Annotated in this window: 18 protein-coding genes; 9 read left to right on the top strand and 9 right to left on the bottom strand. The window is 71.5% G+C overall.

Going from position 1 to position 21,595, the window contains the following annotated elements; genetic code table 11:
• Nucleotides 1-1,572, top strand: coding sequence for a methyl-accepting chemotaxis protein (locus tag ADL15_RS08025; protein ID WP_067686714.1), 1,572 nt, complete (start codon nt 1-3; stop codon nt 1,570-1,572).
• A 7-nt stretch (nt 1,573-1,579) separates the two neighbouring features.
• Here ADL15_RS08025 and ADL15_RS08020 read toward each other — a convergent pair whose 3' ends face one another.
• Genes ADL15_RS08020 through ADL15_RS08010 form a run of 3 tightly spaced genes read right to left on the bottom strand, consistent with a single transcriptional unit; the run spans nt 1,580 to nt 4,939 of the window.
• Entirely contained in the window at nt 1,580-2,134 is a 555-nt protein-coding gene (locus tag ADL15_RS08020; RefSeq protein WP_067686404.1) for a suppressor of fused domain protein, read from the bottom strand.
• A 46-nt stretch (nt 2,135-2,180) separates the two neighbouring features.
• The gene (locus ADL15_RS08015) at nt 2,181-4,049 is read right to left on the bottom strand and encodes an Hsp70 family protein (RefSeq protein WP_067686401.1); all 1,869 of its coding nucleotides are present in this window, start codon (nt 4,047-4,049) and stop codon (nt 2,181-2,183) included.
• Between the two features lie 32 nt (nt 4,050-4,081).
• Complete coding sequence (locus ADL15_RS08010; RefSeq protein ID WP_067686399.1) at nt 4,082-4,939, bottom strand: helix-turn-helix transcriptional regulator; 858 nt, start codon at nt 4,937-4,939, stop codon at nt 4,082-4,084.
• A gap of 172 nt (nt 4,940-5,111) precedes the next feature.
• Between ADL15_RS08010 and ADL15_RS08005 the strand changes: the two genes are divergently transcribed.
• Entirely contained in the window at nt 5,112-6,044 is a 933-nt protein-coding gene (locus ADL15_RS08005) for an SDR family NAD(P)-dependent oxidoreductase (protein WP_067686397.1), read from the top strand.
• Between the two features lie 149 nt (nt 6,045-6,193).
• On the opposite strand, the gene ADL15_RS08000 is transcribed toward ADL15_RS08005, so the two are convergent.
• Nucleotides 6,194-9,370: a diguanylate cyclase gene (locus ADL15_RS08000; RefSeq protein WP_067686395.1), complete on the bottom strand. Its 3,177-nt coding sequence runs from the start codon at nt 9,368-9,370 to the stop codon at nt 6,194-6,196.
• Between the two features lie 219 nt (nt 9,371-9,589).
• Here ADL15_RS08000 and ADL15_RS07995 point away from each other — a divergent pair, with 219 nt between their 5' ends.
• A complete protein-coding gene (locus tag ADL15_RS07995; protein WP_067686392.1) occupies nt 9,590-11,116 on the top strand; it encodes a S8 family serine peptidase in 1,527 nt (508 codons plus the stop codon).
• A gap of 56 nt (nt 11,117-11,172) precedes the next feature.
• Nucleotides 11,173-11,940, top strand: coding sequence for a phosphotransferase (locus ADL15_RS07990; RefSeq protein WP_067686390.1), 768 nt, complete (start codon nt 11,173-11,175; stop codon nt 11,938-11,940).
• Nucleotides 11,941-12,173: 233 nt separating this feature from the next.
• Here ADL15_RS07990 and ADL15_RS07985 read toward each other — a convergent pair whose 3' ends face one another.
• A complete protein-coding gene (locus ADL15_RS07985; RefSeq protein WP_067686388.1) occupies nt 12,174-13,079 on the bottom strand; it encodes a serine hydrolase in 906 nt (301 codons plus the stop codon).
• 147 nt (nt 13,080-13,226) lie between these two features.
• On the opposite strand from ADL15_RS07985, the gene ADL15_RS07980 reads away from it, so the two are divergent.
• Together ADL15_RS07980 and ADL15_RS07975 are read left to right on the top strand one after the other, a co-directional pair.
• Nucleotides 13,227-14,021, top strand: coding sequence for an SAM-dependent methyltransferase (locus tag ADL15_RS07980; protein WP_067686385.1), 795 nt, complete (start codon nt 13,227-13,229; stop codon nt 14,019-14,021).
• A 55-nt stretch (nt 14,022-14,076) separates the two neighbouring features.
• Nucleotides 14,077-14,424 carry a TM2 domain-containing protein gene (locus ADL15_RS07975; protein ID WP_232343954.1) on the top strand — a complete coding sequence of 116 codons (348 nt, stop codon included), beginning with the start codon at nt 14,077-14,079 and terminating at the stop codon, nt 14,422-14,424.
• 332 nt (nt 14,425-14,756) lie between these two features.
• Here ADL15_RS07975 and ADL15_RS07970 read toward each other — a convergent pair whose 3' ends face one another.
• Together ADL15_RS07970 and ADL15_RS07965 are read right to left on the bottom strand one after the other, a co-directional pair.
• Nucleotides 14,757-15,347, bottom strand: a complete 591-nt coding sequence (locus ADL15_RS07970; protein WP_083971000.1) for an SET domain-containing protein — start codon at nt 15,345-15,347, stop codon at nt 14,757-14,759.
• Nucleotides 15,348-15,474: 127 nt separating this feature from the next.
• Nucleotides 15,475-16,563, bottom strand: a complete 1,089-nt coding sequence (locus ADL15_RS07965) for an acyltransferase family protein (RefSeq protein ID WP_067686382.1) — start codon at nt 16,561-16,563, stop codon at nt 15,475-15,477.
• Nucleotides 16,564-16,731: 168 nt separating this feature from the next.
• Between ADL15_RS07965 and ADL15_RS07960 the strand changes: the two genes are divergently transcribed.
• Together ADL15_RS07960 and ADL15_RS07955 are read left to right on the top strand one after the other, a co-directional pair.
• Nucleotides 16,732-17,331, top strand: a complete 600-nt coding sequence (locus ADL15_RS07960; protein ID WP_067686378.1) for a mycothiol-dependent nitroreductase Rv2466c family protein — start codon at nt 16,732-16,734, stop codon at nt 17,329-17,331.
• A gap of 115 nt (nt 17,332-17,446) precedes the next feature.
• Entirely contained in the window at nt 17,447-18,325 is an 879-nt protein-coding gene (locus ADL15_RS07955; RefSeq protein ID WP_067686375.1) for a hypothetical protein, read from the top strand.
• Here the strand turns inward: ADL15_RS07955 and ADL15_RS07950 are convergent.
• Nucleotides 18,300-19,190 carry a LysR family transcriptional regulator gene (locus ADL15_RS07950; protein WP_067686370.1) on the bottom strand — a complete coding sequence of 297 codons (891 nt, stop codon included), beginning with the start codon at nt 19,188-19,190 and terminating at the stop codon, nt 18,300-18,302. The two genes, ADL15_RS07955 and ADL15_RS07950, sit on opposite strands and share 26 nt — an antisense overlap.
• Before the next feature lie 72 nt (nt 19,191-19,262).
• Here ADL15_RS07950 and ADL15_RS07945 point away from each other — a divergent pair, with 72 nt between their 5' ends.
• On the top strand, nt 19,263-20,192 hold the full coding sequence (locus ADL15_RS07945; RefSeq protein ID WP_232343953.1) for a DMT family transporter: 930 nt from the start codon (nt 19,263-19,265) through the stop codon (nt 20,190-20,192).
• A 290-nt stretch (nt 20,193-20,482) separates the two neighbouring features.
• On the opposite strand, the gene ADL15_RS07940 is transcribed toward ADL15_RS07945, so the two are convergent.
• Entirely contained in the window at nt 20,483-21,211 is a 729-nt protein-coding gene (locus ADL15_RS07940) for a DUF6082 family protein (protein ID WP_157441230.1), read from the bottom strand.
• Nucleotides 21,212-21,595: the final 384 nt, after the last annotated feature.

Genomic DNA, 21,595 nt, shown 5'->3' with positions numbered 1-21,595 from the left:
GTGATCCAGCGTTTTCTCGACCTCTCGGTACGGACCAAGCTGACCGTGCTGGTCGGCGCGAGCCTGGCCGCCCTCGCGGTCTGCCTCGGCGTCACCGTGATCAACGACAGTTATGCCGCGGCGACCTCGCGCAACCTGGAGAACCTCAACCTGGGCAGCGCCACGGTGCTGCAACTGGACCGTGAGGCCACCGCGCTGCGGGCGAACGGCCTGCAGTCGATCGTGCGGGCCGACCCGGCGGCGCAGGCCACCCTGCTGAAGACCCGGATCGAGTCGACGAACAAGCTGCTCACCAGCCTCGAGGCGATCGACCTGCCGAGCGGTCTGGACGTGGCGGTCGCCCGGATCAAGGACGCGGTCGCCGACTACACCACCACGCTGACCAGCTTCGTCGCGTCGGCGGCCGCCGACCAGGCCGGCGCCCGGCTCGCCTGGGAACAGGTGGGCGTGGACAACTACCTGGTCAGCGCGGTGCTGGCGAACGAGCGGCAGCTGTTCCTGAACACCGTCGCGCAGGCCAACAAGGACTCGCGCGAGGGCAAGGCCACCGCCGAGCGGGTGCTCTGGCTCGCGGTCGCGGTCGCCGCCATCCTGGTTGTCGTGCTGGCCCGCCTGGTCGTGGTGTCGATCACCCGGCCGTTGCAGCGGGTCCGCGCCGCCCTGCAGGCGATGGCCGCCGGTGACCTGACCGTCGCGGCCGAGGTCCGCGGCCAGGACGAGGTCGGCCAGATGGCCCGGGCGCTCGACGAGGCGCAGGCCAACACCCGCCGGGTGGTCTCCTCGGTGGCCGGTTCGGCCCAGGCGGTCGCGGCCGCCGCCGAGCAGCTCACCGCGACCGCGGGCACCATGTCCCGCTCCGCGGAGCAGGCCGCCACCCAGGCGCAGACCGCGTCCCAGGCGGCGGCCGGCGTCAACGACAACGTCGGCAGCGTCGCGCAGGGCACCGATCAGATGGGCATCTCGATCCGGGACATCGCGCACAACGCCACCGAGGCGGCCCGGGTCGCCCAGCAGGCGGTCTCGGTCGCCGAGGCGACCACCGCCCAGGTCGGCAAGCTCGGTGAGTCGTCCGCCGAGATCGCCGACGTGATCAAGGTGATCACCAGCATCGCCGAGCAGACCAACCTGCTCGCCCTGAACGCCACCATCGAGGCGGCCCGCGCCGGCGAGCTGGGCAAGGGCTTCGCGGTGGTGGCCGGCGAGGTCAAGGAACTCGCCCAGGAGACCGCCCGGGCGACCGAGGACATCTCCCGGCGGGTCCAGGCCATCCAGGCGGACACGGCGGGCGCGGTCACCGCGATCGGCGAGATCACCTCGGTCATCGCGCACATCAACGACTACCAGGCCACCATCGCCGCGGCGGTCGCTGAGCAGACCGCCACCACCGAGCAGATGAGCTACAACGTCGCCCTCGCGTCGTCCGGCGCCGGCGACATCGCCGCCAACATCACCGGCCTGGCCACCGCGACCCAGGTCAGCACGGAGGGCATCGCCCAGTCCCAGCAGGCGGTCACCGAACTGAGCGTGATGGCCAACAACCTGCAGAACCTGGTGAGCCACTTCCGGTACTGACACCCGCTCAGCGCAGGGTGACCTCGGGGCGTTCCGGGTTGCTGAGGTCGGGGTCCTCGGCGATCAGGATCTTCTCCAGCTCGTCCCAGCCGTGCTCGGCGACCAGCCCGGCCTCGGCCGTGGTGATCGGAAACAGCCAGGCCATGATGATCGGCGGCTCCTCGCCACGCCACGCCGCGAACGTCTCCGGCAGGTACTGCGGCGGGGCGGCGACCAGCGCGGTCATCGACGTACCGGGGAAGAGCGGCCCGAACGGGCCGAGGACCTGATGGGTACGCAGGGCCGTGCGCCGGTCGGCCATCCGCTTGGCCACCTGCAGCAGCAGCGCGGCGGTCCGGTCCTGGTACGCCGCGCCGGCCGGCACGTGCATCACGAGCTCCTGCCGCACCGTGCTGCCGTCGGGCAGGTCCAGGTCGAGCCGTCCCAGCCCGGCGGTCACCAGGGTCCGCACGCCCTCGAACGGCAGGCCCGCCTCCGAATAGATCACCTGAAGACCGTCCCCGCGGTAGCCGCCGGAGATGAGCCCGAGATGCGACTCCAGGTGCTCGATGTAGTTACTCACCCTGAGATCATCGGCCACATGCCGACCAGGGCGAAATCGGCCACTCTCAGGTGCGGACCAGGGCCAGCAGCCGCTGCCCCCACCACACCGCGACCGCGATGCCCACCCCGGCCCCGAACACCCCGATCGCGCGGGGATCCGCGATGAAGAAGCCGAACACCCCCAGCACCACCGCGGTGATCCCGCGCAGCACCGCGATCCGGAACACCAGCATCGCCACGCCGACACCGACCAGCGCGCCACCCACCCGGGCGGCCACCTCGCCCCAGACCTGCACGCCGGCCGCGAACTCCTCCCGGACGGTCAGCGCGAACAGCACGCTCCCCACGCTCAGGATCAACGTCGCCACCAGCGGGAACTCCACGATCACCGGCGCGCTGAGCCGCCTTCGGATGATCACCGCGACGGCGCCGGCCAGCAGCGCGGCGGGGAGCACCGGCAGCAGCGACCACTGCAGCGGCTCGCCGAACGGCGCGACCAGGTAGAGCGCGGCGGCCACCGCGTACAGGGCCGCGACCGTCACACCGAACGCGTCCGCGGTGAGCAGGCCCGCCGACACCTGCCCGGAGGCGTCCCAGCGGATCCGCAACCCGGCGTCGCGGGCCAGCGCCGCACCGATCCACGGTCCGGCGGCCAGGCACAGCATCAGCCCGAGCACGCCCGCGATGGCCAGTTCGCCCCAGCTCGACGCGGTCGCCCCGCGCGCGGTGACGACGAAGTGACTGAAAACGGCCACCGACGCCAGTCCCGGCACGAGCAGTCCCAGGATCCGCAGCACGGTCAGCGGTGGCACGACCGGCGCCGGTTCGGTCTCCGGTGCGGCGGCGCCCTCGGCTTCGGCGACGCCGAGCACCACGGCCGCGCCGGGTGTGGCGGCGACCCGCACCGGCACGCCGAAGTGTCGTTCCAGGGCGCGCGGCACTGCGGGCATCGCCGCCGCGCCGCCGACGACGTACACCTCGGCCAGGTCGCCCGCGCTCAGCTCGGCCGCTCGGAGCGCCGCCGAGGCCAGCGCGACGACGCGCCGCAGGACGGGTTCGGCCGCCTGTTCCACAAGGGTCGTGCTGAGCACGACCGCCACGCCGGGCGCGGGAAGTGGGACGGTCACGGCCGGCTGCACCGAGACCGCTTCTTTTCCGGTACGGAGGATGGCCGCGGTCGCCGCAGTCCCCGCACGGAGGACAGCCCCGACGTCCGAGCCGCTCGTGTCCGCTTCGGATTGCGCGTTGCCGGTGGTCGCGGTGTTCAGGAGCATCGCCACGAGCCGGTCGTCGACGGCTCGTCCACCCGCGTCCGGGTCGGCCGCCGTCGCGAGCACTTCGGCGCCGGTCGGCTCGGCGCGCACCACGCTCGCCTCGGCGGTCGCGCCGACGTCACACACGAGCACGTAGCGGCCGCCTGCTGAGGTCGTACCGGAAAATGACGGCCCGGACGACAGCGGACCGGACGTGGACAGCAGAGCCGCGACCGGCGCCTCGATCAGTTGCGGGCGGCCGAGACCGGCCTGGTGCGCGGCTTGCCGAAGCCAGGTCCGCCGGACCGGATCCCAGCCGGCCGGCACGCTCATCCGGATGTCCGCCGGGAGAATCCCGGCAATCCGGGCCGCCTCGTCCGCGATCAGGCGCAAGGTCGCCGCCACCAGGTCCGCAACCTCCACGGTACGACCATTGACCCGCACCGTTCCCACCCCGCCGTCGAGCGGCGCCGCCACGAACCCGCCCGGGTCCTCACCGGCGAGCCGCCACGCACCGGGCCCGGCGGTGATCACACCGTCCCGGGCGACGTGCACGGCGCTGGACGGCTCGAGCGTCCCCTCGATGATCAACGCGTGCCAGGGGCGGTCCGGCCAGGCCAGCACCGCCCGGGTGCACGCGGATCCGTAGTCGATCGCCAGACGCGGCGCGGCGCTCTGCATGACGCTCAGTCAAACAGAAGCTCACCGATGCGTCAGCCCTGAACTCGATCGACGAGCATCTGGGTGCCGACGACCACGGCGAGCGCGAGCCGTTCCGCGTCCTCGGTGCCCGGCTCGGCCGTGTAGATGGTCATCCGCAGGTCGTCCAGGGCGACCAGCAGCGCGTCGCAGTCGAGGGTGATCCGGCCGACCGCGGGGTGGTCGACGACTTTCTGGCGGCCCGGGCCGGCGAGTTCCGGTGGCACTTCGGCGTCCCACAGCGCGGTGAAGCGCGGGCTGGCGTCCGCGAGCTCGCCGATCAGCCGGCGCAGCGAGCGGTCCGCCGGATAGCGCGACGCGGTCATCCGCAGGTCGGCGACCAGTCGCGCCTCGTGCTCGGCCTGCTCGGCGCCGGAGTGCACGACCCGGGACGCGGGCCCGCACAGGTTGCGCCAGATCGCGTTGCGCTCCAGGCCCTGCCAGCCGGTGGTGTCACCCATCAGCGCGTTGTAGGGGGCGTTCGCGAGCACCAGCGTCCAGGTCGCGTCGTAGACCACCACCGGCGTGCCGGCCAGCCGGTCGAGCAGCCGCTGAATGCTCGGCGTGACCCGGGACGGCACCACCCCGAGCCCCGGCGCGGCGTGCCCGGCCAGCTGGAAGAGCAGGTCCCGTTCGGCGTCCGGCACCCGCAGCGCCCGCGCCAGGGACTCGACGACCTGGGCGGAGGGCGCCGTCGCCCGGCCCTGTTCGAGCCGGGTCAGGTAGTCGGCGGAGATCCCGGCCAGGGCGGCGAGCTCCTCCCGGCGCAGACCGGTCGCCCGGCGGCGCCGCCCGACCGGCACGCCGACCGCCTCGGGCGTGACCCGGTCCCGCCACCGCCGCACCATCCGCCCGAACTCCCACGACTCCACGCGCTCCAGTCTCCGCCCCCGATCGCCGGGTTGTCCTGGCCCTGTCAGTCCCACCGCTGTGTCTCGGCTTTTGTCTCCGCTGTGTCCCCGCGCCCGTCCTCAACCTGGCCCTGGCAGTCCTACGAAAACCCGACGACTGCCTGGTCATTCGCGGTCCCGGCACGCTGACGGCATGACCACCACCGGAACCGTCCTGATCACCGGCCCGACCCGCGGCCTCGGCCGGCACGCCGTTCTCGCCATGGCCGCCCGCCCCGCCGCCGACCGCCCGGACCTGCTGCTGGTCGGCCGCTCCGGCGACGCGCTGACCGCGATCACCGCCGAGGCCCGCGCCCTGGGCGCCCGGGTCCACGAGATCGGCGCCGACCTGTCCCGGCTCGCCGACGTCCGCGCCGCCGTGGCCACCGTCCGCGACCTGCTCGCCGCCGGAACCGTCCGCCCCCTGCGGGCCCTGGTGGCCAACGCCGGCGCGATGACCACCGACACCCGGCTCGCCTCGGCCGACGGCTACGAGATGACGTTCGCGGTCAACTACCTGGCCCACGCCCAGCTGATCCAGGACCTGCTCGACGAGTTGACCGCGCAACCGGAACCGGCCCGCATCGTCCTGCTCGGCTCGAACACCTACCACGCGAACTTCTGGCGCCGGCTGCTCAGCGTCCCGGAAGCGAAGTGGACCGACCCGATCGACATCGCCCGCCCCGCCCCCGCCTCGACACCGCCGGGCATGGCCGCCAACGGCGTCGCCTACTCGAACGCCAAGCTCGCGATCCTCTACTACGCCCACGAGCTGCAGCGCCAGGCCGGCCCGAACGTCCACGTCACGGTCTTCGAACCGGGATGGATGCCGGGCACCTCGCTGGGCCGCGGCGCCCCGGCGGCGGTGCAGGCGATCGGCCGCGCCCTGGGCCGCCTGCCGGGGGTGTCCACCCCGGAACGCTCCGGCCCGGCGCTGGCCTCGCTGGCCCTCGACGCCCGCTGGTCCCACCTGCGCGACGGCGCGTTCGTCCTCAAGGACAAGGTGATCGAGGTGCTCCCGGTGGCCCAGGACCGCGCCCGGGAGACCCGCCTCTGGTCCGCCACCACCGAGCTGCTCAAGTCCTGACTGTTGCGGTTGCCTCAACGGCCTTGAGACGACCGTGAGCACCAGCCAGAGCCGTTCGGCTGGTGCTGAGGGCTGCCTCCGCGGGCTTGAGGCGGCCGTGAGCACCAGCCGGGGCCGCGACCCGCGTGGCACCGCAACCTCGGGACGGGTCACGTGGCGTCCGCGACCGCCTCGTCCAGGGACATCGCTGCCCCCGCGCGCCACGCTGCGGCGAACCCGCGCTCGCCCAGCTCCGCCCGGCCCGCCGCGCACACCGCCGCCCGCCGCGCCTGCGCCTCGGCCGGATCGGTCAGCCTGCTCCGCCGCCGCAGCTCCCCCGCCGCCGACACCAGCCGCAGCGCCCGCGCCGGCTCCCCGGCCACCAGCACCGAGGCCAGCGCGTCGAACGAGTTCGCCAGGTCCTCCCGGTCACCCAGCTCGTGCCGCAGGGTCAGGCCCACCCGCAGCAGCCGCGCCGCCTCGGCGGTCGCCCCGTCCGCGTGGGCGGCGAGGCCGAGCTGGTGCTGCGCCATCGCCTCGCCGAACAGGTCGCCGAGTTCCCGGCTCAGCCCGAGCGCCTCGCCGGCCGCCTCGCGCGCACCCGCCGCGTCACCCTGCGCCAGCCGGATGTCGGTCCGGCACTCCAGCCCGAGCAGCACGCCCCGGCTGTTACCGGCGGCGCGTTCCAGCTCCAGGCACTGATCGATGTGCCCGGCGGCGGCGCCGATCTCGCCCTGCCGCAGCGCCAGCTTCGCCAGGTTGCCGAGCGCGATCGCCACCCCGGCCGGTTGGTCGAGTTCCCGGCACACGTCCAGGCCGAACCGGAAGTGGTCGGCGGCCGCCGCGTACTCGCCGGACCGCAGCGCGGCCACCCCCAGGATGTTCCGCGCCTGCGCCTCCGTCGGCCGATCACCTCCGGACACCGCCAGGGTCAGGCACCGCGTGCCGAGGGCCGCCGCGGACGGGTTGTCGTCCTGGGTCGCGGCCAGCACCGCGGCCGGGTAGAGCAGTCCGGCCTGGGTGACGTCGTCCAGGTCGCCGGGCGCGGCGAGGAGCCGGTCCAGCCAGATCCGCCCCTCGGCGATGTGGTTGCCGTTGCGCCAGTACCGCCACAGGCCGCGGCAGATCCGGGCCGCGGTCGCGGTGTCCCCGGCGTCCAGCGCGCCGCTCACCGCGTCGCGCAGGTTGGCGTAGTCGAGATCGAGGCGCTCCGCCCAGGTTTGCTGATCGGAACCGGTCATCCCGTCGGCCGCCAAGGCGGCAAGATCAGCGAAGTACGCGGCGTGGCGCCGACGGACCGGTGCCAGATCCGCTGCGGTTCCGGCGAGCAGTTCCTTGGCGTACGTACGAATGGTCTCCAACATCCGGAACCGCCCCGCCCCGGTCTCCACCGTCAGCAGGCTCTTGTCCACCAGGCGCGCCAGGCCGGCCGCGGCGCCCGGCAGCACCGCGTCGGCGGCCTCCTCGGTGCACCCGCCGGCGAACACCGCCAGCCCCGTGAAGATCCGTCGTTCGTCCGCGTCGAGCAGCGCGTGACTCCACTCGATCGCCCCGCGCAGGGTCTGCTGCCGTTCCGGCCGGTCCCGCGGGCCGGGCCCACCGGGCACGTCGAGGTGCTGGTCGAGCAGGGTGCGCAGCCTTGCCGGCGGATAGCTGCCGACCCGCGCCGCGACGAGCTCGATGGCGAGCGGCAGCCCGTCCATCCGCGCGCAGAGCGCGACCACGTCGGCCAACTCGCCCGCGCTCGGCGCGAAGTCACCGTCGACGGCCCGGGCCCGCTGCACGAAGAGCGCCTCGGCGTCGGCGGCCGGCAGCGGCGGCACCCGGTAGACCTGTTCGCCGTAGAGGCCCAGCGGCTCCCGGCTGGTGGCCAGGATCCGCAGCCCGGGCGCCTCGGCGAGCAGGCGGGCCAGGGTGAGTGCGAGCCCCGGCACCTGTTCCAGGTTGTCCGCGACCAGCAGGAGTTCCGCGTCGGCGAGCACCTCGGCCAGCGCGTCGGCCGGGTCGATGCCGGGCACGTCCTCGGCCTGCAGGGCGGCGGCGAGCGCCCGGATCGCCTCGTCGGTGTCGGTGGTGTCGGCGAACGGGACGAAGACCACGCCGTCCGGGTAGCCGCCGGCCACGTCCCGGGCCACCGCGGCGGACAGCCGGGTCTTGCCGATGCCACCCGGCCCGGCGAGCGTGACCAGGCGGTTCTCGCCGAGCAGGTGGGTCACCCGGCGGCGTTCCGGCTGGCGGCCGATCAGCGCGGTCAGTTCGGCGGGCAGCCGCAGCCGGCGACGGGGTGCACCGGCGCCGGCCGGGGTCAGGGTCCAGCCACCGGAGCCGTCCGGGATCACCTCGACTCGTTCGCGCAGCCGGTCCAGGGCGGTCACCGCGGCGGCGGGCAGACCGCCACTGCGCCGGACCACCTCGGTGACCAGGGCCGGTGACGGCTCGCCGGCCAGCGCGGCGCGCAGCCAGATGTGCACGGTCGCCGGCGACCACGGGTCGAGCCGGGCCACGCCGAGCTCGGGAACCGGCAGCCGGGCGGGCGGGCCGGTGGTGGCGTACGCGATACCGACCGCCCGGTCCGCCGGCCAGTCCCGCAGCAGCATCTCCGGGTCGGTGTCCAGATCGGCGAGCAGCAGCACCGGGCCGTCGGCGCCGGCGGCCGTGCCGAACCCGCGCAGCCGGCCGAGCCGGGCCACCTCGGCCAGGAACCGGGTATGTCCGGCGCCGGGCTGCCCGGTGATCCGCAGCGCGCCGCGGTGGTGTGCGGCGAGCCCGGTGAGGAACTCGTGGGTGGCGGCCAGCGCGGCGTCACGTTCCCAGAGCCGGGACGAGCCGCCGTCCGCCGGGGTCTCCGCGTCGTCGGCCACCACGCCACCGCGGCCGCGACGTTTGGCCAGGTAGTTACGGCGGTCGGCGGCGCCGAGCAGGGTGCTTGCGGAGTCCGCGTGCTCGGGGAAGGTGGCCACGCCGAGGCTGACCGACAGGTGCAGGGGCGGCTCGGCGCCGTACGCGGTTTCGCGGATCGCGCTGCTCAGGCGCAGGGCCAGCCGGAGCGCGCCGGCCGCCGTGGTGTCCGGGAGCAGGACGACGAACTCGTCACCGCCGTACCGGAAAACCGTGCCGGTCTCGGCCACCGCGGACACCGCGCGTTCCGCAATCTCCCGGAGCACCTCGTCGCCGCGCTGATGGCCGTACACATCGTTGACGGTCTTGAAATGGTCGACGTCGAAGAGGAACAGCGAGCAGTGCCGGCCGGTCGCGGCGGCGGAACGCAGCGCGCCGGCGAGCCGGCCGTTGAGTTCGGCGCGCCCCGCAGTCCCGGTGACGGGGTCGAGCGTCAGGATGCCGCCCACGTCACCGACCCTTCCACACCAGTTGCTCCGGAGACCGCCCATCGGCCACCCGGCAGGCAACCTGAAGTCTTCCCCGGAATCCCGTCCGGCGGACACCAACCTTGATCATCCAAACGTCCGGAAGACCCGCGCAGCTCTGGACGGGAACCCGTTTGGCTACCGAGAGTGGTGGACCTGGCCACCGATCGTGGCCGGGTTCGTTCTTCGGAAGGACATCAGGTGCCCACATCTAGCGCCGGCCGCCCCCGCCGGTTGTCCCGGGCCACCGCCGCCGCACTGCTGCCGCTGGCCCTGCTCGCACCGGCGACGCCGGCCGCGGCGGCGAGCCGGTCCACCCCGGGCGGCGGCTGGTCCGGGTCCTGGCTGAGCACCGGTACGACCGGGACGACCGGCACCTCGCTGAAGGACGTCCGCAAGATCATCGGGGCGGACACCGGTGCCGCGGCGGCCCTGACCGGCGCGGGAGTCGGCGTGGCGCTGCTCGACACCGGTGTCGCACCGGTCGCCGGTCTCCCGGCCGCGCAGCTGGTCAACGGCCCCGACCTGTCCTTCGAGTCGCAGTCGGACGACCTGCGCTACCTGGACACCTACGGGCACGGCACCCACATGGCCGGGATCATCATCGGCAACGACACCGCGAGCGGCAGTGTCGGGATCGCGCCGAAGGCCAAGCTCACCTCGATCAAGCTGGGCACCGCGAACGGGGCGGTGGACGTCTCCCAGGTGATCGCGGCGATCGACTGGGTGGTGGAGCACCGCAACGACGACCCGGCCAGCCCGATCCGGGTGCTCAACCTGTCGTACGGCAGTGGCGGCAACCCGAACGCCTGGACCGACCCGCTGCAGTTCGCCGTCGAGCAGGCGTGGAAGGCCGGCATCGTGGTGGTCGCGGCGGCCGGCAACGACGGCAACGGCAGCACCACCCTGGCCAACCCGGCGACCGACCCGTTCGTGCTGTCGGTCGGCGCCACCGCGACCAAGGGCACCAGCGCCACCGGCGACGACGAGCTGGCCACCTTCACCAACCTGGCCAGCCAGGAGAAGCAGCCGGACGTGCTCGCGCCCGGCGAGTCGATCGCGTCGCTGCGGGACCCGGGCTCGAACATCGACAACACCTACCCGAGTGCCCGGACCGGGACCACGCTGTTCCGCGGCAGCGGCACCTCGCAGGCCGCCGCGGTGACCTCGGCCGCCGTGGCGCTGCTGCTGCAGGCCCGCCCGTCGTACACCCCGGATCAGGTCAAGGACGTGCTGAAGCGCGGCACCGCGGTGACCGGCAAGGCGGCCGCGCTGGGGTTGAAGCAGGTCAGCGTGAACACCGCGCTGGAGACGGTCCCGTCGTCGGCCAGCAAGCAGACCTGGACGCCGTCGAACGGCAGCGGCAACCTCGACGACGCCCGCGGTGACAGCCGGGTGGTCAGCAACAACGTCGCGCTCAGCGGTGAGATGACCATTTTCGGTCCGTTCCACAGCGCGAACTGGGCGGCGTACGCGGCGCTCGGCAAGACCTGGCAGGGCGGCGCCTGGATGGGCATGCCGATGGCCGGCGACGGCTGGACCGGCACGTCGTTCGCGTCGAAGACCTGGGCGCCGGCGGTCTGGGCGGGCACGCCGTGGGGCGGGGCGTCGTCGTGGGTCGACCCGAGCTGGACCGGCCGCTTCTGGTCCGGGCGCTTCTGGTCGGCGGGTTCCTGGTCTGGCCGCTTCTGGTCATCCGAGGACTGGTCGAGCGCGTACTGGGGCTGATCTTGCGGCACGGAAATGGGGCGGCTTCGGCTGCCCCGTTTCGGCATCATGGCCTGATGACCGAGCCCGAAATCTTGACCGGCGGGATCAACTCCGTGCTCCGCATCGGCGACCGGGTGCACCGCCCGACCGGCCCGTGGTCACCCCGGGTGCACGACCTGCTGCGGCACCTCGAGGCCGCGGGCTTCACCGGCGCACCCCGCTTCCACGGCCTCACCCCGGACGGCAGGGAGATCCTCGACTTCCTGCCCGGCGAGGTCGCCGACTACCCGCTCAGCCCGGCCGCCACCTCGACCGAGGCCCTGCTGAGCGCCGCCGACCTGCTCCGGGCCTATCACGACGCGACAGTCCCCCTGGCCCGGACCGCTCCGCGCGACGGCTGGCAGCGCTCCGCGATCGAGCCGGTCGAGGTGATCTGCCACGGCGACTACGCACCGTACAACTGCGTGATGACCGGCGACCGCACCACCGGAACGTTCGACTTCGACCACGCCCGCCCCGGCCCGCGCCTGTGGGACGTCGCCTACGCGGTCTACCGCTGGGCCCCGCTGACCGCTCCGGGCAGCAACGATGCCCGCGGCTCGGTCGCCGAACAGTCCGCCCGCCTGCGCCTCTTCTGCGACCGCTACGGCCTGACCGATGCCGACCGCGCCGCACTGCTCCCCACGGTCGTCACCCGCCTGCACGACATGGTCGCCTTCATGCGCGCCCGCGCCGCCGCCGGCGACCCGGCCTTCGCCGCACATCTCAAGGCCGGCCACCACCGCCAGTACCTCGGCGACGCCGAATACCTTTCGGTACGAGCACGGAGCGCCCGCCCGTAGGCCAAGCCCATCCCGGTCTCACGCACGACCGCCACCACCCCGGACCGCAGCGCGCTCACCACCCCCGGCTGGCTCTCAGAGGTGCCTCAGAGCCGTTGACACACCCCTCAGGACCAGCCGGGGTCTGGGGGCGCGGCACGGGTCGTGAGGGGCGACGGTGTCGCGCGAGGCTGCCACGGGACTCGGCTTGTAGCCTGCGGGCGGGCGCTCGGTATTCGTACCGAATAAGGGTTTTAGTATTTGAGGTATTGGCGGGTCAGTTTGGCGACCTTTTCGACGAGGGCGATGCCGCCCTCCATCGACTGGTTGTTGTGCGACAGGACGGCGACCGACACGTCCACGTCGTCGTCCTTCGAGGTGACACGGCCGATCGTGTTGACCGCCCAGAGGCCGCCGTCCGCCGAGCGGGTGTCCCAGCCATTCTTGACGGTGAATGTCTCGTCGGCCTTGGCGACCGCCGGGACGCCCCAGTCCTGCGCCTGGTTGACCGTGTTCATCAGCTTGAACGCGGCCTTGCGGGAATCCGCGTCGAGCGGCCCCTTGGTATCGACGAATTCGGACAGCAGCTTGATCTGGTCATCAACCGTGGTCTTGGTCAGGCCCCAGGAGCTGTTCACCACGGTGTCGCTCAGACCCAGCCGCTTGTTGCAGCCGCCGACCGCGGTGCGCCCGCCGAGCCGCTGGAACAGCGCCGTCGTCGCGTTGTTGTCGCTGAGCTGGATCATCGGCGTGGCCAGGGCCATCTCGCCGGAGGTCGGGGCGCGGTCGGCGTCCTGATCCTTGAGCAGCATGCAGGCGAGGATCTGCGCCTTGACGATGCTGGCCGTGTCGTAGTGCTCGTCACCCCGATAGGCGAACGTCTCGCCGGTGGTCTTGTCCTGGACCGCGACCGAGAACTCCGGTGACGTCGCCGTGAGCTTCTTCAGCGCGGCGGTCAGCTGCTTCTCGCGCTTGGCCCGCTCGGCCTTAGCCAGCTCCTCGGGGCTGGGCCCGGTCGGCGTCGGCGAGGCGGCCGGCGTGGCATCGCCGCCGGTCAGAGCGTTCGGCAGCAGGCCGCCCCCGCCGGAGCCGCCGTCCTTGCTCAGCCCGGCATAGATCAGGCCACCGCCGCCGAGAACGACAGCCGCCGCCACAGCCATAATCGCAACTCGGTAACGAACCACCCGTGCATAGTGCCGTCTCGCGGGCCGTTTACCAAACTCCACACGCTCGGCATCCGGGCAACCACCTGCGGTAATCGCCCGCGGGACGTACCGCGGGCAGCAGGATCCTATTAGGATCGCGGCGTGACGATCGACAAGCTCGACACCGGGGTGCCGCACCCGGCCCGCCGCTACAACTACTGGCTGGGCGGCAAGGACAACTTCGCCGCCGACCGGGAGTCGGGCGATCTGCTCGCCAAGTCGTACCCCGCGGCGCGGATCGCGGCCCGGGCCAACCGGGCGTTCCTCGGCCGCGCAGTCGGTTTCCTGGCCGGCGAGGCCGGCATCCGGCAGTTCCTGGACGTCGGTACCGGCCTGCCGACCGCCGACAACACCCACGAGGTGGCCCAGCGGGTCGCCCCGGACAGCCGCATCGTCTACGTCGACAACGACCCGATGGTGATGGCGCACGCCCGCGCGCTGCTGACCAGCACCCCGGAGGGCCAGACCCGGTATCTCGAGGAGGACCTGCGCGAGCCGGAGCAGATCCTGGCCGCGCTGGACATCCTCGACCTGTCGAAACCGGTCGCGCTGATCCTGGTCGCGGTCGCTCACTTCCTGCCCGACCACCCCCGGTCGGTCGAGATCGTCCGCACGCTGCTCGCGGCGCTGCCGTCCGGCAGCTATCTGATGATGTCGATGGCGACCACGGACTTCCTCACGCCGGAGCTGAAGGCGAACTGGGACGAGGCCCTGCGCAGCGGCCGGTCGGACGTGTATCCGCGGGCGCGGGCGGAGTTCGACGAGTTCTTCGCCGGTCTGGAGCTGATCGAACCGGGGGTGGTGGCGGTGAGCGAATGGCGCCCGGATCCGTCGGCGGAGGAGCACCCGACGTCGGTGGAGGCTTCACTGTTCGGCGCGGTGGCCCGCAAACCCTGACCGGTCTCGGTCTCGGTCTCGTCGCCTGCCGGCCGTGGCCGCTATCGTTGCGCGGATGACGACGCCGCAGGACCAGGTCGGCCTTCCGGTCCCGCTCCCGGCTCCCCCGGTTCTGCTTCCGGAATGGGAGCGATTGCGGCTGCTGCGCGCCGAGTCAGAATTCGACGCGATCAAAAAAGACCCCAGGCATGCGTACGCGATCTGGGCCGTCACCGGCATCTTCGGCGGCCACCGGTTCTATCTCGGCGACACCGCCCGCTCGATCGCCATGCTGTTCACGCTCGGCGGCCTGGGTGTATGGACCGTTCTCGACGTCTTCTTCCTGGCCCGCCGCGTCCGCACGGTCAACCGGAAGCGCCGAGCCACGGTCATGGCCCGCTACGGCATCCTCGACGCCTCCTGAATCGACGATCGAGCCGATCCGCACCTGCCGACACGAGGCACGAGCCGAACCGCAGGACCACCCGAGCCCGTCGGCGCCCCTCTGGTAACGCGACCAGCCCTGATCGACCGACCGGTCCGGGTAGGGCGACCGATCTCGGGTGAAGCGGCCGGTCCCGGATGAGACGGCCGGCCCCGGCTAAGGCGGCCGGCCCCGGCTAAGGCGACCAAGGCCTGCGACGGGGTGATCCCGCCGGCAGCCTTGTGGTCAGCCGCCGGCCGGCTGAGCGATGACATTGCTCGTTGGACGCTGGACCCACTCCCGGTCGGCCCGCCCGAGCTCCAGCAGCAGGCTCATCTTGATGACTGCCGGATTCGGTCGAGTAGGGCCGGGACCCAATGGTCGCCATACCGTTCTTGTAGTTCGAGCCTTGTCCAGTCAGCGCCGGTGACCTCGCGGCGGCACAGCCGCGTCCCGCACCGGCACGGCATTACGAAGCTGGGTTCGTCGGTGCTCGTCGCATAGTCGTTGGTCAGCTCCTCCCCGGCCGCGACGTCTCGCCGCGCGACAAGTGTGTAAGGCGTCGCCCACCACAGGTTTGGATCACAACTGTGGTTTCCCTTGCCGTTGGGTTGACCCGGCGGCAGCACCAGGTGCGTATCCCTGGCCACGGTGATCGAGTCGACGTAGTGAGTGCTGACCGCCAGCAGACGAAGCAGGTCGTCGCCGGTCACCAGCCGCCCGCCGAGTCGCGACACCGCAGTCCCCGCCGCCAACGGCGATCGTGCGACCAGCCCGTCCCCCTCGATCGCTGACCGCCGCACCTCGACCTCCGGATGCAACCAGCAGCCCGGCTCCGGCAAAGCCCACATCGGTCCAGGATGCACCGCAGGCAGGGCCAGGCTCAACACCACGAATCGCCCCCAATGCAGCATCACCGACATCCGCCCCCCACCCGGGCCACAACCAGCTCTTGCCGCCACCAGCCGCCGTCGCCTGGATCGCGCCCGCTGGGGCAGCGCATCGGCTCACATGGCGGCGCGCGTTCGCCCGGAGTCCGTCGGTGGGCGCTCATGACCGGGACGAGCGGACACGGTCGACGGCCAGGCAGCAGAGCGTCAGGATCAGTGCGAACAGCGGCAACCAGCCCAGCCGTGCCACCACCCACGCCGTGCTCTCCGGCACCGTGTGCAGCCCGGGGCGCGGGCCGGCCGCGAGCCAGACCAGCACCGTTCCCGTGATCATGGCCGTCTGGTGCCACAAGAAGATGGTCATCGCGGACAGGTTGGCCACCACGACACCCGCCCACAGCGCCGGCCGGCGCATCAGCCGCCGCAGCGGATCGCGCAGCAGGCCCGCCGCACCGCACTGGGCCAGGCCGAACGTGACCGCGGCCAGGCTGGGAGGCGCCAGATTGGAGAACCCCGCGCCGGGCACACCGACCATCGCGGCCGGATAACCCGCCCACCACACCAGCGCGACGGTCGCGGCGAGGCCGCCGAGCAGCAGGCTCCACAACGACACCCGGTCGTCCCACCGCCCCTGCGCCCAGGCCGCACCCAGCACGAACGGCACCATCCACCCCGCCAGCAGGTTGACCCACCCGACCCAGGCCGGAGCGCCCAGCCCGAGCCTCAGGAGGTCGACCGTGGCCACCACAGCGAGCGGGATCGCCGGGTGCAGCCGCCCGATCAGCGGGGTCGCCGCGGTCAGCGCCACGAACACGAGCAGGAACCACATCGGGGAGAGCACGAGCGACACCAGCGTGCGCACGCTCGCGGGGTCGACCCCGGCGGCGATCGAGAAGCCGGCCACCGTCGCCCACACCGCCACCACCACGGCCACCGGCCGGAACAGGCGCCGGAACCGGGCCAGGACCCACCCGGAATACGGAATCTGGCGGGACCGGCTGATCGCCGCGACCTGACCGCCCACCAGGAAGAAGACGGCGAGGGTCTGGAAGAGCCAGGAGATCGGGGTGAACTGTGGCAGAAAGCGCAGTGGACTGGCGCCGAAGACCGCGCCGTGCCCGAAGACCAGTGCGGTCACCAGCCAGTGCCCGAGCACGACGCCGAGGATGGCGATCGCCCGGAGGGCGTCGATCGCGCGGTCCCGGTCCGGCCGGGTGGCGGACTCGATCAGGAGGGTTGCGGAGGCCATGCATCGAAGCTATTGAGCGTCGGACCGGTGCGCGTCGGACCAGGGTCTGAACTTTCACGTACCACCCTGGTATGACGCATTGGATCGTTCACGTGGGGCAGGATTGGCGCTTGGCCGGGCCTCCTGCGGGCCCTACCGTTGGCGAGGCACTGCAGTTAGGAGAACCTGATGACCACCGTCGACCTGTATTTCGACGCCGCCTGCCCGTTCGCCTGGATCACGTCCCGCTGGATCCTCGAGGTTCGCCCGCAGCGCGACTTCGACCTGCGCTTCCGCCCGATGAGTCTGTATGTCCTGAACGAGAACCGAGAGCTCCCGGAGTGGTACCGCGACCTGGTCGACCGCTCGCTCGGCATGGCCCGCGTGGTCACCGCCGCCGCACAGCAGCACGGCGAGGAGGTGCTCGGCGACCTCTACACCGCGCTCGGCACCCGCATCCACAATCAGGGCAACAAGGACTTCGCCGCGGTGATCCCGGAGGCCCTCGCCGAGGCCGGCCTGCCCGGGTCGCTGGCCGAGGCCGCCACCAGCAGCGAGTGGGACGAGGCCCTGCGCAAGAGCCACCACGAGGGCATGGACCCGGTCGGCGAGGACGTCGGCACCCCGACCATCCACATCGACGGGGTGGCGTTCTTCGGCCCGGTCCTCAACAGCATCCCGCGAGGTGAGGAGGCCGCCCGCCTCTTCGACGCCGCGCACACCATGGCCAGCTATCCCGGCTTCTTCGAGCTGAAACGCACCCGCACCGGCGGCCTGAACTTCGACTGACGAGCGACGGCCGCAGGTGCCTGCGACGGGTGTACAAAAGCGCAGCCCACCGCGACCACCACAAACCACGACGTGCGAGCATTCTTACCTGACCTGCGGTAATGGGGAGTGGAAGATGCATACGGTGTCTCGCCGGGTCACCCTGTGGCGGGCCGACCTGGACGCCTCGGTGTGCGCCGCGCCGGAGGAGATCGTCGAGGCGCTGCAGTACCGGGACACGGTCACGGTCGTGCTGGAACACCGGGTCAAGGGGGTCACCCCGGGCCGGGAGGTCTTCGACGCGCGCCTGCAGCAGGACGTCGGCTGGCAGTTCCTCGGGATCGGCTGGCCCGCTGACCTGCAGACCGGCATGCGCGTCACGATCTCCTGGCAGTCCGGCCGGGACGCGGTGGTGATGCGCAGCACCGTGCTCGAGGAGCCGATGCGGATCGACGGGGTCAACTACTACCACGAGTACGACCCGAAGGTCGTGACCCGCGACATCGTCCCGCAGAAGTCCAATCGCGGTCAGGTGCTGAACGCCATCCGCAAGCTCGGCCAGGTCTACGAGGACGGCAGCGCGGTGTTCCCCGAGCCGGCGCTGGCCAAGCAGGCCGGGCTGGGCCGCGGTGCGAAGGGCGCGTTCCTGCTGAAGAACGCGGTGGAGCAGCTGATCCGGGAGGGCTACGTCACCCGGGTGGAGGGCAGCGTCGACGCGACCGGGCACCCGTCCTACCCCGCCGTGGACGGCCAGGAGCTCGTCGACCTGCTGTTCTACGCCCCGCTGGTCGACCCGGCGCCGCACCCCAACGACCCGGAGTACGACGACGAGGACGGCGAGGGCCACGACCGGCGCGAGCACTGGGTGAAGGGCTTCGTCCGCAAGCTCCCGCCCGGCGCCCAGCCGACCGAGAAGCAGCTCGCGGCCTACCACCGAGCACTGGAGAGCGAGCAGATCGACGAGGAGTTGGAGCCCGGCTACACATATGTCAAGAAGCACCACCGCCACGGCTGACCTCGCGCAACGCGTCCAGCACGGTGCGCACGGCCGCCCGGTGCAGGGTTTCCGGCCGGGTCAGCACGTCGATGTGCCGCTCGGCCGGCAGGTCGGCGAGCGGGCGCAGCACCAGCCGTGGGTCGGGCCCGGTGGTGCGCCCGGGCAGCAGCGCCAGCCCGGCGCCCGCGGCGACCAGCGACGCCGTGACGGTGAACTCGTTGACCCGGTGCACGATGTCGAGCCGCCGCCCGGCCGTCGCGCCGATCGCCGCGAGGATCCCCTCCAACGGGAATCCCTCGTGCACGCTGATCCACGGTGAGTCCGCCACGTCCATCGCGGTGAGCTGGGCTTTTCCGGACAGCGGCGAGTCCGTGGGCATCGCGACGTAGAGCGGTTCGCGGATCAGCGGGACCACCGTCACCCGGTCGTCCGGCCAGGGCGGGCTGTGCGCCAGCCGGTGCGCGATCACCAGGTCGTGGTCGCCGACCAGCCCGGGGAAGTCGGCCTGCGGCACGTCCCGGTCGACGAAGCGCACCGGCGGGCCGGAGCGTGCGGCCAGGGCCGGGAACCAGGCCAGTGCCACGCTGTTGAACGCGGCCACGCTGACCGGCGCGGCCGGGTCGTCGAGATAAGCGCCGACTGCCCGATCGGCCCGATCCAAGGCGGTCATCACGTCGACCGCCGCCGCGGCCAGGGCCCGGCCGGCCGCGGTCAGCACCAGCCGCCGGCCGCTGCGCTCGGTCAGCGGAACCCGCGCCGACCGCTGCAACGTGTTCAACTGCTGGGACACCGCGGACGGCGTGATGTGCAGCGCGCGGGCGACCGCCGCGACGCTGCCCCGGTCGCCGAGCTCGCGTAACAGCCGCAGGTGGTGCGGATCCATCAGGCTCCACTACATCGTCGATTCAGAGGTTGGCCTCTTGTCTACCGGATCACTCGGCCCGAGGCTCACCTGGTGTCGACAAATCGTGTGGGTGACGTGCTGCTGCTGGCCGTCGCGGTGGTCTGGGGAAGCAGCTATCTGACGGCGAAGACCCTGGTCGTCGCGGGTGGCGTGCTGGTCGTGCTGGCGTTGCGGTTCCTGGTCTCGGCGGCGGCGATGCTGCCGTTCCTCGCCCGCCACCGGCCGGGCCGGCGCGAGGTCGGCGTCGGTCTGCTGCTGGGCGTCACGCAGGCGTCGGTGCTGGCGCTGGAGACCTACGGCGTGGCGCTCACCAGCGCGACGAACGCGGGCGTGCTGATCAGCCTGACCATCCTGCTCACCCCGATGCTGGAGGGCTTGGTCACCTGCCGCTGGCTGCCACGGTCATTCTTCGTGGCCGCGGCCGCGGCCACGTTCGGCGTGGTCCTTCTGGTCGCTGGACCCGGATTTCGTACGCCGTCAGCCGGCGACGCGCTGATCCTGGCGGCGGCCGTGGTCCGCGCCGCTCACGTGACGTTGTCCGCTCACCTGACGCGCGGTCGCCCGTATGACACCGCCGTGCTGACCACGCTGCAGACCGTCGTCGGCGCCGTGGTGTTCACCGCTGCGGCAGGCCCCGCCCTGCTCCCCGCGGCCGCGACGTTCCACCCGGCCGAATGGCTCGGGGTCGTCTATCTGGCGCTGGGCTGCAGCGTGTTCGCTTTTGTGGTGCAGCTGTGGGCGATCCGCCGCACGTCAGCCTCCCGCGCCAGCCTCCTGCTCGGCACCGAGCCCGTCTGGGCCGTCCTCTTCGGGGTCCTCCTGGCCGGCGACCACCTGACCCCCGTCGGGGTGACCGGCATCGTGCTCATGCTGGCAGGCACCTATGCTGGCCAGCGAGCCGAGGGCCGCGCTCGGCTCAGTCTCGAAGAGGCTGCCCCTCGGGAAAAAACTCCTCTCGAACCAGCGTTACCAATGGTGTAAATCACCACAATTTGGTTAAATCATCCGGTGTCAAGAGTCTCCCCGGCTGACGCACTGCCGGCATCCAGGATCAGCCGCCGTGTCGGCATTCCTCCGTCTGAGCGAGGCAGCGCAACCACTTGCACCTGCCCTGACGTCTTCGAACTGGCCGACGGCAATTTTGCAGTGGTCGGCACGAATCGAACAGAAGAACTCCGTACTGAACTACCTCCCGACGCCGGGGTCGCTCCTTACGAAAGCATCGTCGTCATCACGCGTGAAACGATGCTCGCGGCAGTGCAGGATCTGGCCTAGCCAGCTGCCCGGCCCGGATCCGCTCCCGCTTCCCGAACGTAAGGCCCCGGAGGCGTGGAGCATCGGAGCACGGTCTCGTACTCCGTCCAGATCTCTTCCGCAATGAGGGCGAGGCGCGACTCTTCGGTGCCCGCCTCGTAGACGTTGTTCCGGCTGTCGGCCGTGTCACGCCAGAAATCCCGCACTCTCGGGCTGGCAAAGAGATGCCGAAGGTTGTTGATCAACTCTTCTCGCGAAGCAAGCCCCGCGGTGAACTGCAGCCAAACATGCTGAATCATCAAGTTGGCATACATATGCTGCCCTCGAACCACCGGATCATAAACGCCGTCAATGGGCCACACGGCAGCAAGATCAGGATTCTCGATCGCCATCCGGATAAGATTTACGTGCAAGTTGCGAATTCCCACATCCGCACTTCGCCGCAGCGCGATCTGCGCATCTTCGAGGATCTTTCGCTGCGTTGCGAGATCCCGCGACTGCAGTGTCCAGGTGATCAGGAGAGCCGCCACCGCCAGCGCGGAAACCACCGAGTTCACCGCGCCGAACGCCTCGCCGACATCGCTCCATCGACTCCAGCCCACGTCATTCCCGAACCGCCCGATCACGGCGGTCATGGCTATGCCCGCCGCCAGGACCAGCACAGCGAACAACAGCAGGAGCGCCGACGCGCTCACCGCTGCGCCGAACTTCCGTCCTGCCCCCGCAGGAGACTCGCTGCTGTTCATCCCGCCCCCCTCGACAGCACCGCACACCCGCGATCACTAGCGGTCGCCCTACAACTCTCGGCCCAGAGAGATCGAACGGCCACGCGAATGTTTATAGATATTGTGCAGTCATGTGACAACACCGTGTCAACTACGGTGACTTGAATGAATTCGTCCCGATCAAAGCGTCCCGTCATTCCGCCATACGGCAGTACGACAAGAAGCAAAAAGAAATATGGCTGACCAAAAACACCCCGGCACGAGCAATTGCACGTGCAGCAACCAGCTCCGATCGATCATATGCCATGAGCCTTTTCCAACCTGATCTTGCAGGTCAGCTCCGGTAGGCAGGGGGTGCTGATCGATGGGTGCGAGGCTCCAGGTAAGACAGCAAATCGACCAAAA

It is taken from the genome of Actinoplanes awajinensis subsp. mycoplanecinus (assembly GCF_001509495.1).
Classification (GTDB): domain Bacteria; phylum Actinomycetota; class Actinomycetes; order Mycobacteriales; family Micromonosporaceae; genus Actinoplanes; species Actinoplanes palleronii.
The sequence above is the reverse complement of the archived record's forward strand: the minus strand, read 5'-3'. Positions and strand labels throughout refer to the sequence as shown.